The 13855-nt window shown below is 66.5% G+C and carries 13 protein-coding genes; 6 read left to right on the top strand and 7 right to left on the bottom strand.

The genetic code is table 11. From position 1 onward, the window contains the following. The first annotated feature begins 5 nt into the window (after positions 1–5). Both ACTXG5_RS24640 and ACTXG5_RS24645 read left to right on the top strand, forming a co-directional pair. Positions 6–1250, top strand: coding sequence for a hypothetical protein (locus tag ACTXG5_RS24640; protein WP_445161280.1), 1245 nt, complete (start codon positions 6–8; stop codon positions 1248–1250). A 2-nt stretch (positions 1251–1252) separates the two neighbouring features. Beyond that, positions 1253–2083 carry an oxidoreductase gene (locus ACTXG5_RS24645; RefSeq protein WP_445161281.1) on the top strand — a complete coding sequence of 277 codons (831 nt, stop codon included), beginning with the start codon at positions 1253–1255 and terminating at the stop codon, positions 2081–2083. A 27-nt stretch (positions 2084–2110) separates the two neighbouring features. On the opposite strand, the gene ACTXG5_RS24650 is transcribed toward ACTXG5_RS24645, so the two are convergent. Then, positions 2111–2794 carry a uracil-DNA glycosylase gene (locus tag ACTXG5_RS24650; RefSeq protein WP_445161282.1) on the bottom strand — a complete coding sequence of 228 codons (684 nt, stop codon included), beginning with the start codon at positions 2792–2794 and terminating at the stop codon, positions 2111–2113. A gap of 9 nt (positions 2795–2803) precedes the next feature. Further along, complete coding sequence (locus tag ACTXG5_RS24655) at positions 2804–3772, bottom strand: thiamine-phosphate kinase (protein WP_445161283.1); 969 nt, start codon at positions 3770–3772, stop codon at positions 2804–2806. Between the two features lie 156 nt (positions 3773–3928). Between ACTXG5_RS24655 and ACTXG5_RS24660 the strand changes: the two genes are divergently transcribed. Further along, positions 3929–4498 carry a DUF3515 domain-containing protein gene (locus ACTXG5_RS24660; protein ID WP_445161284.1) on the top strand — a complete coding sequence of 190 codons (570 nt, stop codon included), beginning with the start codon at positions 3929–3931 and terminating at the stop codon, positions 4496–4498. Here ACTXG5_RS24660 and ACTXG5_RS24665 read toward each other — a convergent pair. Together ACTXG5_RS24665 and ACTXG5_RS24670 are read right to left on the bottom strand one after the other, a co-directional pair. Next, complete coding sequence (locus ACTXG5_RS24665; protein WP_445164576.1) at positions 4495–5604, bottom strand: D-alanine--D-alanine ligase family protein; 1110 nt, start codon at positions 5602–5604, stop codon at positions 4495–4497. The genes ACTXG5_RS24660 and ACTXG5_RS24665 overlap by 4 nt on opposite strands. A 115-nt stretch (positions 5605–5719) precedes the next feature. After that, complete coding sequence (locus ACTXG5_RS24670) at positions 5720–6751, bottom strand: NAD(P)H-dependent glycerol-3-phosphate dehydrogenase (RefSeq protein WP_445161285.1); 1032 nt, start codon at positions 6749–6751, stop codon at positions 5720–5722. A 143-nt stretch (positions 6752–6894) separates the two neighbouring features. Here ACTXG5_RS24670 and cofC point away from each other — a divergent pair, with 143 nt between their 5' ends. The 3 genes from cofC (at position 6895) to ACTXG5_RS24685 (ending at position 10842) form a co-directional block, all read left to right on the top strand. Then, positions 6895–7545: a 2-phospho-L-lactate guanylyltransferase gene (gene cofC / locus ACTXG5_RS24675; RefSeq protein WP_445161286.1), complete on the top strand. Its 651-nt coding sequence runs from the start codon at positions 6895–6897 to the stop codon at positions 7543–7545. 87 nt (positions 7546–7632) lie between these two features. Next, a complete protein-coding gene (locus ACTXG5_RS24680; protein ID WP_445161287.1) occupies positions 7633–9822 on the top strand; it encodes an RNA degradosome polyphosphate kinase in 2190 nt (729 codons plus the stop codon). Positions 9823–9894: 72 nt separating this feature from the next. Then, positions 9895–10842 carry an NUDIX hydrolase gene (locus tag ACTXG5_RS24685; RefSeq protein WP_445164577.1) on the top strand — a complete coding sequence of 316 codons (948 nt, stop codon included), beginning with the start codon at positions 9895–9897 and terminating at the stop codon, positions 10840–10842. Positions 10843–10911: 69 nt separating this feature from the next. Here ACTXG5_RS24685 and ACTXG5_RS24690 read toward each other — a convergent pair whose 3' ends face one another. The 3 genes from ACTXG5_RS24690 to leuC all read right to left on the bottom strand — a co-directional run bounded on the left by ACTXG5_RS24690 (position 10912) and on the right by leuC (position 13828). Then, positions 10912–11550: an HU family DNA-binding protein gene (locus tag ACTXG5_RS24690; RefSeq protein ID WP_445161288.1), complete on the bottom strand. Its 639-nt coding sequence runs from the start codon at positions 11548–11550 to the stop codon at positions 10912–10914. A 213-nt stretch (positions 11551–11763) separates the two neighbouring features. Further along, positions 11764–12360, bottom strand: a complete 597-nt coding sequence (gene leuD, locus ACTXG5_RS24695; RefSeq protein WP_445161289.1) for a 3-isopropylmalate dehydratase small subunit — start codon at positions 12358–12360, stop codon at positions 11764–11766. Positions 12361–12379: 19 nt separating this feature from the next. Then, positions 12380–13828, bottom strand: a complete 1449-nt coding sequence (gene leuC, locus ACTXG5_RS24700; RefSeq protein WP_445161290.1) for a 3-isopropylmalate dehydratase large subunit — start codon at positions 13826–13828, stop codon at positions 12380–12382. Positions 13829–13855 lie beyond the last annotated feature (27 nt).

Below are 13855 nucleotides of genomic sequence, written 5' to 3' on the forward strand. Positions count from 1 at the left end.
ACGCAGTGCCTGACGATCCAGTCTCGACCGCATCCCAGCGCGAACAAGAGCTGGCCGCCCTCGACCTGATCGAGCATCCCATCGTCAAGGCCGCCTACCGGACCGTGGCCGACACCTGGCTGAGCCGGGCCAAGGCGTCGGATGCGATGCGCGAGCGGTTCGACGAATCCTTCGCCGAGGTGATGTTCTCGGCGGCGGTGTGGTCGTCCAATCAGGACAAGCTGCGCCCCAAAGTCAGCTGCATCACCCGGCTGGCGCACCCCGTGGACGGTCGTCGCATTCCCGGATCGCGGTGGGGCATCGACAATCCCGACAGCGTGTACCGCGTGATCCCGATCTCGGGAGACGAACGCTACGAGATCCGCGGACGGGTCGGCGAGCACCGCATGACCGAGAACTACTTCACGCTGTGGGATGCGCACATGGGCACCGTCGACGTGCTCAACGGCCGCACCATGGCGGTCGACTCCGATGGCAGCTTCACCATCACCGTCGACGCCGACCCGGCCGACGGGCGGGCAAACCACGTGCAGACCTCCGCGGAAGCCCACGAGTTCTACATCCGCGACGTGCTGCTGGATTGGGGTCGTGACGACCCCAATCATATTGAGGTGCAACGACTTGGCGGTCCGTCGGCAACTCCGGCCCGCACGCTCGACGAGCAGGCCGAGGCAACCGCGGCGATGATGGATTATTTCGCCAACTTCACCGGCAAGCTCAGCCATGGTGTGTACAAGATGCCGGCCAACCATTTCAACCTGGCCTGGTCGGCCGACAAGGTCGGCGCGATGCGCAACCAGGTCTATGTGATGGGTCGTTTCGAACTCGAGCCTGACGAGGCGTTCGTGGTCGACCTCAGTGACGGTGGCGCCGAATACTTCACCGTGCCACTGAGCAATATCTGGGGCACCACGCTCGATCTCGTCGACCGCACCGGCAGCCTCAACAAGGCGCAGTCGGTGGCCAACGAGGACGGCACCTACAGCTACGTGATCTCGCCCGTCGATCCCGGCGTGGCGAACTGGATCGACTCCGATGGCTTGCGGGAGGCCATCCTGACCCTGCGGATGGCGGAGTTCGGCGAGACCGGTCCCCGCGAAGACCTCGGGGCGCGCGGACGGGTGGCCAAGCTGGACCAGCTCGATGTCGAGGTGCCGCACTTGCCACGCGTGAGCGCCCAGCAGCGCGCGACTGAACTGGCCGAGCGGCGCGAGGCCTATCTGCGCCGCCTACCGGAAGGGACGATCTAGCGATGGCACGCTGGCTGATCACCGGTTGTTCCACGGGCTTTGGCCGCGCGATCGCGCGGGCCGCTTTGGACGCCGGCCACAGCGTCGTGGTGACCGCGCGGCGCGCCGACGCGGTGCAGGATCTCGCCGACGAATACGGCGAGCGGGCCCTTGCCGTGGCACTCGACGTGACTGACGCCGCCCAGATCGCGGCGGCGGTGTCGGCGGCCGACGATGCGTTCGGCGGCATCGACGTCCTGGTCAACAACGCCGGTCACGGTTACCTGTCCTCGGTCGAGGAGGGCGAGGACGCCGAGGTTCGGAAGTTGTTCGACGTCAACTATTTCGGGGCCGTCGACATGATCAAGGCGGTGCTGCCTGCCATGCGCGCCCGCGGTACCGGCCACATCATCAATATTTCGTCGATGACCGGTCTGGTGGCCAATCCCCCCAACGCCTACTACTCGTCGACCAAGTTCGCGCTGGAGGCGGTGACCGAAGCGCTGGCCACCGAGGTACGGCCCCTGGGCATCAAGGTGACCGGCATCCAGCCGGGCGCCTTCCGTACCGATTGGGCAACGCGGTCGATGAAGGAATCGGGCAGCCCGATAGCCGCCTACGCGGACGTGGCAGCGCGCAAGGACCTGATCAAGCAGTTCGCCGATCATCTGCCGGGCGACCCGCAGAAGGTCGCCGAGGCGGTGCTGATGGTGACGACACTCGACGAGCCACCACTGCGGCTGCTGCTGGGCCGTGACGTCCTGAAGGCAATGCGCGACAAGATCACCGCGATGTCGGCGTCGATCGAAGAGTGGAAAGCCGTCACGAAGGATGTGAACTTTCCGGATTCGTGAGCGGCGCCGTGAGTGTGCCCGATGAACCTAGGGCAGCCGCCAATCGATCGGGTCGGCCGCCACCCCGGCGAGTAGCTCGTTGGCGCGGCTGAACGGACGCGAGCCGAAGAATCCGCGCGACGCGGACAGCGGCGAGGGGTGCGGCGACTCGATTGCCACGCAGTTCCCCTCGGCCAGCACCGGTTTGAGCGTCGACGCGTCGCGGCCCCACAGGATCGCCACCATCGGCTGCGACCGCGCGACCAGGGCGCGGATGGCGCACTCGGTGACCGCCTCCCACCCCTTGCCGCGATGCGACGCCGGGTTGCTCGGACGAACCGTGAGGACCCTGTTCAACAGCAGCACGCCGCGCTGGGCCCAGGGCGTCAGATCGCCGCACGAGGGCCGCGGGTAGCCCAGATCAGCGCAGTATTCGTCGAAGATGTTGGACAGACTGCGGGGCAGCGGACGCACATCGGGAGCCACCGAGAAACTCAGGCCCACCGCATGCCCCGGCGTCGGGTAGGGATCTTGCCCGACGATCAGCACCCGCACCTGGTCGAATGGAAAGGTGAAGGCGCGCAGCACGTTCGGTCCAGCGGGGAGGTATCCGCGACCGTCCGCGATCTCGGCTCGCAGAAACTGGCCCAGCTGGGTCACCTGGTCGGCGACCGGCTCCAGCGCGGCCGCCCACCCCTGCTCGACGAGTTCACTCAACGGACGCCCGGTCACCGCGCAACCCTAACCCTCGAACGACTGCCAGCCCGCGTATCCCCGCCACTCGGCGCCGTCGACAAGCACCCGGGCCGGCCCATCGAACACTCGTCCGATGACGCGCCATCCGGACGGCGCGTCGCCGGCGAAACAGGCCACCAGGGCGTGGTCTTCGCCGCCGCCCAGCACCCACGACCATGGATCATCGCCCACCGCCGCCGCGGCCGCGCTCAGCGCGTCGTGATCGGATGCCAGCGCCGCGGTGGACAGCTCGATACCCACACCCGACGCGTAGGCGACGTGCCGGAGGTCGGCGACCAGGCCATCGGAGATGTCGATCATCGCCAGCGCACCCGCATCCGCGGCCACCGCGCCCTGACCATACGGCGGCTCGGGCACCAGATGACGAGACCGCAGCTCGTCGAATCCGCCAATGCCCTTGTTCCACAGCGAGTATCCGGCGGCCGAGCGGCCAAGTTCACCGGCGACGGCAAGCACCGCGCCGGGTTTCGCTCCGGAGCGCAACACCGGCGCCCGACCGTTCAAGTCGCCCAGCACCGCCACCGACAACACCCACAGCGGGGAGCTCACCAGATCTCCGCCGACGATGCCGGCGCCGACTCGCGCTGCCTCGTCCCACATTCCGTCCATCACCGCGTCCGCGTCCGCCGTCGGGGTATCAGCGGGTGCACCGAAGCCGACCACGAATGCCGTGGCCCGGCCGCCCATCGCCTCGATGTCCGCGGCGTTCTGAGCGATCGCCTTGCGGCCGACGTCGCGCGGTGTCGACCAGTCCAGCCGGAAATGCCGGCCGGCCACCAGCATGTCGGTAGACACCAGGGTGCGGCCGTCGCCGGCAGACACCACCGCCGCGTCGTCGCCGGGTCCGAGCAGGACGACACCGGGCTGAACGCGGCCGCGTACCAGCCGATCGATGACGGCGAACTCGCCCAGTTGCCCCAAAGTTGGTGACCCCTCGGTTGCGTCGTCGCGCATGCCACCTCCTCCGGCGCGTCCCGGCCGTGCGCGGCCCTCGTAACGTCGTCCGACCTGCGGTAAATTTGGTCCCTGCCCGCGCGGGCGGACCGCGCCAGTGTATGAGATGGGAGGTGCCCGGGTGATCGGTGCTCTGCCATCGACGGCCGGGCGGTGATGACGAGTTCGGACACCGAGGATCTGGGCGGACCGCCCCGGGCCCTACTGATCGCCGCGGTTGCCGTGGCGGTCGTGGCGATCGGCATCGTCCTGGTCATCGCGGCAACCCGCCAAGCGCCGCCGCAGCCGGTCGCCGTTCCCGCCGTGCCGGCTCCGCAGGCCGGCAATTCCGCATGCCGCGCACTGTTGGCGGCCGTGCCGCAACGGCTCGGGGACTATCAGCGCGCGCCCCTGGCGCCGCCGGCGCCCGAGGGCGCGACCGCCTGGCGCGCCGGACCCGACAGCGAGCCGGTGGTAATGCGGTGCGGGCTCGACCGCCCGTTGAGTTTCGTGGTGGGATCCGCGATCCAGATCGTCGACCGGGTGCAGTGGTTCGAGGTGGCGGCCGAACAGCAATCCGCCGGTGACGCAGGCAGATCCACCTGGTACACGGTGGACCGGCCGGTGTATCTCGCGCTGACCCTGCCGTCGGGATCGGGGCCGACACCGATCCAGCAGCTCTCCGAGGTGATCGACCGCACCATCGCGGCGGTGCCCATCGATCCCGCCCGGCCCGGTACGGGTTAGCGCAGACCCACGCCCCGGGCCAAGGCCGTTTCCACCATCGTTGCCAGCAGGCTGGGATAGTCGACGCCGCTGGCCGCCCACATCCTCGGATACATCGAGATCGTGGTGAACCCCGGCATCGTGTTGACTTCGTTGATCACCGGCCCGTCGTCGGTCAGGAAGAAATCAACCCGGGCCAGGCCCTGGCAGTCGATGGCACCGAACGCGCGGATCGCCAATTGGCGGACGGCGTCGGCGATGTCGTCATCGATCTTGGCGGGCACATCCAATTCGGCTGCGTCGTCGAGGTATTTGGTCACGAAGTCGTAGAAGCCGTCCTCGCGTCCGCGCACCCCGGCCACCCGGATCTCCCCCACCGTGCTGGCTTCTATTGTGCCATCCGGCATTTCGAGCACGCCGCATTCCAGCTCGCGGCCGTTGATCGCGGCCTCGACGATCACCTTCGGATCGTGCCGGCGAGCATCCGCCACCGCGGCGGACAGCTCGTCCCACGTCGCGACCCGGGTGACGCCGATCGACGACCCACCGCGTGCCGGTTTGACGAACACCGGCAAGCCCAGTCGCTCGCACTCGTGGCGGGGCAGCGTCTGCTGTGACGGGCGCAGCACTGCATACGAGCCGACCGGAAGTCCCTCGGCGACAAGCAGTTTCTTGGTGAATTCCTTGTCCATCCCGACGGCGCTGGACAGCACGCCGGCGCCGACGTACGGAACGCCGGCGAGTTCGAGCAGCCCCTGGATCGTGCCGTCCTCGCCGTAGGGGCCGTGCAGCACCGGAAACACCACGTCGACCGAACCCAGGACTTCACCGGCACCGGGCGGCAGTGACACCAACTGGCCGCCGCGCTGCGGGTCGGCCGGCAGCGTCAGCTCGGTGCCCGACTCTCTGGTCACCCCGGGCAGTTGCCGGTTGGTGATCGCCAGCGCGTCCGGATCGCCGTCGGTGAGCATCCACGAACCTTCGGGGGTGATGCCGATGGCGACCACGTCGAATCGCTGCGGGTCGAGGTTGCGCAGGATGCTGCCCGCCGACACACACGAGATGGCGTGCTCGTTGCTGCGTCCACCGAAGACGACGGCGATGCGCACGCGGCTACCGCGTGACACGGGGGGCCGGCTCGACCCGTCGCTGGCGTTCACAACCTGGAGAGGCTACCGGGTGGGCCGCCGACAGGTCGGAGTGCCGGTCTCTAGCTGGGTTTTTGCCGAACCCGGAGACGACTTATTCCGGTTTGGTGCTGCGGCCCAGCAACAGAGCCATCGCTTCGTCGACCGAGAGTCCCTTGTGGCAGACCCGGTGCACCGCGTCGGTGAGCGGCATCTCGACGTCGTAGCTGGACGCCAGCGCGAGCACGGATTCGCACGACGTCACGCCCTCGACGACGTGGCCGTCCTTTCCTTCCAGCGCCGACTGCATCGTTGCGCCGCGCCCCAGGCGCTCCCCCATCGAGCGATTGCGCGAATGCGGCGACGTGCAGGTGGCCACCAGGTCACCCACCCCTGCCAGCCCGGCCAGCGTCGCGCCCTTGGCGCCGAGCGCGATGCCCAGCCGCATGATCTCCGCCAGGCCCCGGGTGATGATCGCCGCGGCGGTGTTTTCGCCCAGACCGACGCCGACCGCCATCCCGCACGCCAGCGCGATGACGTTCTTGCAGGCCCCGCCGATCTCGGTGCCGACCACATCGCTGTTGGTGTACGGGCGGAAGTATCCGGTGTTCAGCATGCGCTGCAGGGCGACCGCACGGCCGGAGTCGCTGCACGCCACGACGGTGGCGGCGGGCTGACATTCGGCGATCTCGCTGGCCAGGTTCGGCCCGGAAATCACCGCGACCTGCTCCGAGTCGACGCCGGTCACCGAAACGACGACCTGGCTCATCCGCATCAGGGTGTCCAGCTCGATGCCTTTGGCCAGACTGACCAGCGTCGCGCCGTCGGCAATCAGAGGCGCCCACTGCTCGAGGTTGCTCCGCAGGTGCTGGGCCGGGACGCCGAGCAGCACCGTCATCGCGCCGCGCAGCGCCTCACCCGCATCGGGGGTGGCCCGGACGCCCGGCGGCAGCAGGGTGCCCGGCAGATAAGCGGGGTTGTATCGGGTGGTGTTGATCTGCTCGGCGACGTCGGAGCGCCGGGCCCAGAGCCTGACCTCTGCGTCGGGCGCTCCGGTCGTTTCGCGGACCTCAGCGAGCACCTTGGACAGCGCCGTACCCCATGCTCCGGCGCCCATCACCGCAACGGCGCCCACTGTGCTGGCCATTTCCCATCCCGATCTGTCATCAACGCCGCATCTGCAGCCGCTACACCCTAGAACAGGGACGGCCGGCCGTCACCTGTCCCCCGCGAGGGGGCGGAACCCCGGCTCGCGACCGGCGCGAAATGCAGCGCTGGCAGGATGACGTCATGAGCGGCACACGGGCCGACGGCGCCGACGATATTGCGTTGATCATCGCCGTCAAGCGGTTGACCGCCGCCAAGACCAGGCTGGCTCCGGTGTTCTCGGCCCGGACCCGGGAGACCGTTGTGCTGGCCATGTTGGTGGACACCGTGACGGCCGCGGCGGGGGTCGCATCGGTGGGCTCGATCACCGTCATCACGCCAGACGACGACGCGGCGGCCGCGGCGTTAAGGCTCGGAGCGCAGGTAATCGCCGATCCGACACCCGAAGGCCACGACGATCCACTGAACAACGCGATCGCCGCCGCCGAACGCGCGGTGGCCGAGTCTTTCGCCAATGTGGTTGCGCTGCAAGGTGATTTGCCCGCATTGCAGACACAAGAGCTGGCCGAAGCGATCGCTGCCGCACGTCACCATCGGCGCAGCTTCGTTGCCGACCGGCTGGCAACCGGCACCGCCGCGCTGTGCGCGTTCGGCACTGCGTTGGATCCACGGTTCGGGTCGGATTCGGCCGCGCGGCATCGTCGTTCGGGTGCGATTGAGCTGACGGGCGCGTGGCCCGGCCTGCGCTGCGATGTCGATACTCCCGCCGACTTGGCGGCCGCCCGCCGTCTCGGCGTCGGCGCAGCAACCGCCCGCGCCATCACGGCGCATTGAGCAAAAGCCGCGTGGCAAACACGTCTGGGGGATGAACGGCGCGCCAACGGCGAATGGATGTCTACCGCGCGCTAGCAGCACCAGCGGGTGATGCGCAATGATTCGATGGTGACCGAAATCGAAGCCGAAGCACGGCTTGACGAAACTGTATGGCAACCCGGTGACAGCGCCGTGGGAGCGCCCCCCGCTGCGACCCCCGCCGCGATCGACGACGCGCTGCCGGAGGACCGTTACCTCAACCGGGAGCTGAGCTGGCTGGACTTCAACTCGCGGGTGCTGGCCTTGGCCGCCGACACCTCATTGCCGTTGTTGGAGCGAGCCAAGTTTCTGGCGATTTTCGCGTCCAACCTCGACGAGTTCTACATGGTCCGGGTGGCCGGCCTCAAGCGCCGCGATGAGATGGGCCTGTCAGTCCGCTCGGCCGACGGTCTGACGCCACGTGAGCAACTGGCCCGCATCGGCGAGCAAACGCAGCGGATCGCGACCCGGCACGCCCGAGAGTTCCTCGATTCGGTGCGACCGGCGCTCGCGCAGGAAGGCATCTACATCGTCACGTGGGCCGATCTGGATCAGGCCGAACGCGAACGACTGTCGACGTATTTCACCGAGCAGGTCTTCCCGGTCCTGACCCCGCTCGCCGTCGACCCGGCGCACCCGTTCCCGTTTGTGAGCGGGCTGAGCCTGAACCTGGCCGTCACGGTCAAGGACGACGGCGGTCAGCACTTCGCTCGAGTCAAGGTGCCCGACAACGTGGATCGCTTCGTCGAGCTCGACAGCCGCGGCGATGCGGACGGCAGCGACGGGCCAGTGGTAATCCGCTACCTGCCCATGGAAGAGCTGATCGCGGCCTTCCTTCCGGTGCTGTTCCCCGGCATGGAAATCGTCGAGCATCACGCGTTCCGCATTACCCGTAACGCCGATTACGAGGTTGAAGAGGACCGGGACGAAGACCTGCTGCAGGCGATGGAACGGGAATTGGCGCGCCGGCGTTTCGGTTCGCCGGTGCGACTCGAGATCGCCGACGACATGACCGAGAGCATGTTGGAGCTGCTGCTACGGGAGCTCGACGTGAATCCCGGTGACGTCGTTGAAGTCCCCGGGCTTCTCGACCTCTCGTCGTTGTGGCAGATCTACGGGATCGACCGGCCCGCATTGAAAGACCGCACCTGGGTTCCGGCCACCAGTCCCGCTTTCGCCGACCGGGAAACCCCCAAGAGCATCTTCGCGACGCTGCGTGAAGGCGATGTGCTGCTTCACCATCCGTATGAATCGTTCTCCACGAGCGTGCAACGATTCATCGAGCAGGCTGCCGCCGATCCCAACGTGCTGGCGATCAAGCAGACGCTGTACCGCACCTCCGGTGACTCGCCGATCGTTCGGGCACTCATCTCCGCCGCCGAGGCCGGAAAACAAGTGGTGGCAATGGTGGAGATCAAGGCACGCTTCGACGAGCAGGCCAACATCCGCTTTGCCCGCACCCTTGAGCAAGCGGGCGTGCACGTCGTCTACGGGTACGTCGGACTCAAGACGCACTGCAAGACCTGCCTGGTGGTGCGCCGCGAAGGTTCGGTGATCCGGCGCTACTGCCACATCGGGACCGGCAACTACAACGGGAAGACGGCGCGACTGTACGAGGACGTCGGTCTACTCACCGCGTCCGCCGAGATCGGAGCCGACCTGACGGACTTGTTCAATTCGCTGACCGGCTACTCACGCAAGGTCTCCTACCGCAACCTCTTGGTTGCCCCGCACAGCATTCGCACCGGCATCATCGAACGCGTCGAGCGTGAGATCGAAGCGCACCGCGAACATGGTGGCGGCCGGATCCGGATGAAGATGAACGCTCTCGTCGACGAGCAGGTCATCGACGCGCTGTATCGCGCGTCGCGGGCCGGCGTGCAGGTCGAGGTGGTGGTGCGCGGCATCTGCGCGCTGCGCCCCGGCGCCGCAGGCTTCTCGGAGAACATTTCGGTCCGTTCGATCCTCGGCCGATTCCTGGAGCACTCGCGGATCATGCATTTCAGTCGCCTCAACGAGTTCTGGATCGGCAGCGCCGACATGATGCACCGCAACCTCGACCGGCGCGTCGAAGCGCTGGTTCAGGTCAAGGATCCGAAGCTGACCGCATATCTGAACGACTTGTTCGAGTCCGCGCTGGACCCGTCCACCCGGTGCTGGGAACTCGAGTCCGGCGGGCAGTGGATCGCGTCGCCACGGGAAGGTCACACCGTGCGCGACCATCAGGAGTCATTGATGGAGCGCCACCGCAGCGCCTAACACCGTGTGGTAACTTTCCAGGCCACATCCATGACCGGCGCCCCGCTGGCCGAATTGACTTGCAGGAGTGTGGTGTCGGACCAGAACTCGTCAGGCAATCGGCGCTCGGGGAAGCGGATCGTCTTCGCCGCGGGCGCGGTGTTGTGGCGACAAGCCGGTGCGGATGCGGCCAACCCGGAGCTGGAGATCGCCGTCATCCACCGCCCCCGCTACAACGACTGGTCACTGCCCAAGGGCAAAGTCGACCCGGGCGAGACGGCACCCGTGGCCGCGGTACGTGAAGTGCTGGAGGAAACCGGACAGCACGCCATTCTTGGCAGACGGCTCAACAAGGTGAGCTATCCGATCGACCAGGGCGTCAAAAAGGTGTACTACTGGGCCGCCCGCGGCGCCGGTGGGGAATTCGTACCGGGCAAAGAGGTCGACGAATTGGTCTGGTTGCCCATCGCCAACGCGATGAAGAAGCTCGACTACGCCCAAGACCGAAACGTGTTGCAGCGCTTTACGAAACAGCCAGCGGATACGCGTAGCGTTTTGGTGGTCCGGCACGGCACCGCCGGCCGGAAGTCCCGCTTCTCCGGGGATGACACCGAGCGACCGTTGGACAAACGAGGACGCGCGCAGGCCGAGGCATTAGTCGCGCAGCTAATGGCGTTCGGCGCCACCGACGTGTACGCCGCCGATCGGGTGCGCTGCTACCAGACGGTTGAGCCGATCGCCGAGGAACTGGGTGTGACCATCGGGAACGAGTCCACCCTCACCGAGGAGTCGTACGCCAAGAACCCCAAACGCGGCCGGCATCGGATGCTGGCTATCGCCGCCGAGGGCGGCACACCGGTGATCTGTTCGCAGGGCAAGGTGATTCCGGATCTGATCGAGTGGTGGTGCGAACGCGACGGAGCGCGCCCCGACAAATCCCGCAACCACAAGGGCAGTACCTGGGTGCTGTCGCTGTCCAATGGACGCGTGGTGGCGGCCGACCACATCGGCGGCGCACTGGCCGCCAACGTGCGGGCCTGACACACGAAATACCCTTCGGGCGCAGCCTTGCCGCCCGAAGGGTATTCGCGTCTGAACTCGGTTACTGACCTACTTGCGGCCGCGCTTGGTGGCGGCCTTCTTGGCCGGCGCCTTCTTGGCTGCGGTCTTCTTGGCCGGAGCCTTGGTTGCGGCCTTACGCACGGGCGCCTTCTTGGCCGCGGTCTTCTTGGCCGGAGCCTTGGTCGCGGCTTTACGCACGGGCGCCTTGGTCGCGGCCTTCTTCACGGCGACCTTCTTGGCGGGTGCCTTCTTCACGGCGGCCTTCTTGGCCGGCGCCTTCTTCACGGCGACCTTCTTGGCGGGCGCCTTCTTCACGGCAGCCTTCTTGGCGGGCGCCTTCTTGGCGACCTTCTTGGCTGCGCCTGCTACAACACCACGTTTCACGGCCGGTCCTTCCGACGGGAGGCGCTGTGCGCCAGCGACAACCGCTTTGAATTGGGCGCCCGGGCGGAATGCGGGAACGGACGTCGGCTTTACCTTCACCGTCTCACCGGTACGCGGGTTACGGGCGACACGCGCTGCGCGGCGCCGTTGTTCAAACACACCGAACCCGGTGATGGTCACGCTGTCGCCCTTGTGCACCGCACGCACAATGGTGTCGACAACATTCTCGACAGCGGCGGTCGCCTGCCGACGATCCGAGCCCAATTTCTGTGTGAGCACATCTATGAGCTCTGCTTTGTTCATCCAAACCCTCCGAAGCCAGTGGTCCCATTTTGGGAACCGACTAGCGAACACGGTAAACCCTCACCTAGCAAATTTCCAAGCGCCACGCGCAATTTCACGGCTAAGCGACAGGAAATTCCGGAATCCGGTTGTCGCCCTTGGTTGGTGACGCGGCCCGAAAATAAGCCTTGCTATCTAAGATGATCGGGGCGAAATGCGATCCCGATCAACCCTTCATGGGGTGGGTAGAGTGCGCGGTTTCCAGTCCGGACGGGCCGCCTCGAAAGATTCGATCTCGTCGAGTTTGCGCAGCGTAAGGGCTATATCGTCAAGCCCTTCGAGAAGTCGCCATGCGGCGTGATCGTCAATCTTGAACGGCAACACCGTCGTTCCCGCAGTGATATTTCGATCTTGAAGATTGGCAGTGATTTCCAGCCCCGGACTCTGCTCGATGAGCTTCCAAAGAAGTTCGACACCGTCTTGGCTGACTTCGGCCGCCAGCAGCCCCGCCTTGCCCGCGTTGCCCCGAAAAATGTCACCGAACCGAGATGAGATGACTACCCGGAATCCGTAGTCCATCAGCGCCCACACCGCATGCTCGCGCGACGATCCGGTCCCGAAGTCGGGTCCGGCGACCAAGACCGAGCCTCGGTCAAAGGGGCTGAGGTTGAGCACGAATGACGGATCCGACCGCCATGTCGCGAACAAGCCGTCCTCGAATCCGGTTCGGGTGACGCGCTTCAAATACACCGCAGGAATGATCTGATCGGTATCGACATTGGAGCGCCGCAGCGGCACGCCGATCCCGGTGTGGGTCTGAAAGGCTTCCATCTTCGTCCTCGATTTCGTTTCAGTTCAGGTCGGCCGGAGCGGACAGGGTGCCGCAAACCGCGGTTGCCGCGGCGACGGCCGGTGATACCAAATGTGTGCGGCCCCCTTTGCCCTGTCGCCCTTCGAAGTTGCGGTTGGACGTCGCGGCGCAGCGCTCGCCGGGCGCAAGCTGATCGGGGTTCATGCCCAGGCACATCGAGCAGCCGGCCTGCCGCCATTCGGCACCGGCGGCGGTGAATACCTCACTGAGCCCTTCGGCTTCGGCCTGCGCGCGCACCCGCATCGAGCCCGGAACGACCAGCATTCGCACGCCCTGGGCCACTTTGCGGCCGCGCAACACCTCGGCCACCACCCGCAGATCTTCGATACGACCGTTGGTACAAGAGCCGACGAACACCGTGTCGACGGCGATTTCACGCATCGGCATACCCGGCCGAAGGTCCATGTATGCCAACGCTTTCTCGGCGGACTGCCGGTCGCCGTCGTCGGTCATCAATTCGGGATCCGGCACCGCCGCACCCAATGGCACGCCCTGGCCGGGGTTCGTTCCCCAGGTGACGAACGGGGTCAACGACTCCGCGTCGAGATAGACCTCGGTGTCGAAGACGGCGCCGTCATCGGTGCGCAGCTGTTGCCAGTACTGCAGCGCGGCGTCCCACTGCGCGCCGGTCGGCGCATGTGGGCGGCCCCGCAGGAATTCGTAAGTGGTCTCGTCCGGCGCCACCATTCCGGCCCGGGCGCCGGCTTCGATACTCATGTTGCAGACCGTCATCCGGCCTTCCATGGACAGCGATTCGATCGCGCTGCCCCGATATTCGATGACATGGCCTTGCCCGCCACCGGTGCCGATCTTGGCGATCAACGCGAGAATGATGTCCTTGGCCGTCACTCCGGGCGGCAATTGCCCGTCGACGTTGACCGCCATTGTCTTGAAGGGCCGCAGCTGCAATGTCTGAGTGGCCAGCACATGCTCGACTTCGGAGGTACCGATGCCCATTGCCAGTGCACCGAATGCCCCGTGGGTGGAGGTGTGACTATCTCCACAGACAATCGTCATCCCCGGCTGGGTCAGCCCCAATTGCGGCCCGACGACGTGCACGATGCCCTGGTCGATATCGCCCATCGGATATAGCCGGACCCCGTATTCGGCGCAGTTGCGCCGCAACGTTTCGACTTGAGTGCGCGACACCAAGTCGGCGATCGGCTTGTCGATGTCGACCGTGGGCACGTTGTGGTCCTCGGTGGCCAGCGTCAGATCGGTCCGGCGTAACGGGCGGTCGGCCAGACGCAGGCCGTCGAACGCCTGCGGACTGGTGACCTCGTGCACCAAATGCAGGTCGATATAAATCAAGTCGGGCGCGCCGGCCCCCTCGCCGGCTGAGCCGGGGACCACAACGTGGTCGTCCCAGACCTTTTCGGCCAGGGTGCGCGGCTTGCCGGCGCCCGGTTCCTGTATTTCGCTTCCCATCGTGAACTCGCCTCGATTCGCCTCATC

The sequence above is a fragment of the Mycobacterium sp. Dal123C01 genome (genome assembly GCF_052566995.1).

Bases quoted from the DNA above. Each gene is read 5' to 3' on its own strand.
- cofC (WP_445161286.1), top strand. From the start codon at position 6,895: ATGAGCGGCACACGGGCCGACGGCGCCGACGATATTGCGTTGATCATC.
- ACTXG5_RS24660 (WP_445161284.1), top strand. From the start codon at position 3,929: ATGACGAGTTCGGACACCGAGGATCTGGGCGGACCGCCCCGGGCCCTA.
- leuC (WP_445161290.1), bottom strand. From the start codon at position 13,828: ATGGGAAGCGAAATACAGGAACCGGGCGCCGGCAAGCCGCGCACCCTG.
- leuD (WP_445161289.1), bottom strand. From the start codon at position 12,360: ATGGAAGCCTTTCAGACCCACACCGGGATCGGCGTGCCGCTGCGGCGC.
- ACTXG5_RS24690 (WP_445161288.1), bottom strand. From the start codon at position 11,550: ATGAACAAAGCAGAGCTCATAGATGTGCTCACACAGAAATTGGGCTCG.
- ACTXG5_RS24670 (WP_445161285.1), bottom strand. From the start codon at position 6,751: ATGGCCAGCACAGTGGGCGCCGTTGCGGTGATGGGCGCCGGAGCATGG.
- ACTXG5_RS24655 (WP_445161283.1), bottom strand. From the start codon at position 3,772: ATGCGCGACGACGCAACCGAGGGGTCACCAACTTTGGGGCAACTGGGC.
- ACTXG5_RS24645 (WP_445161281.1), top strand. From the start codon at position 1,253: ATGGCACGCTGGCTGATCACCGGTTGTTCCACGGGCTTTGGCCGCGCG.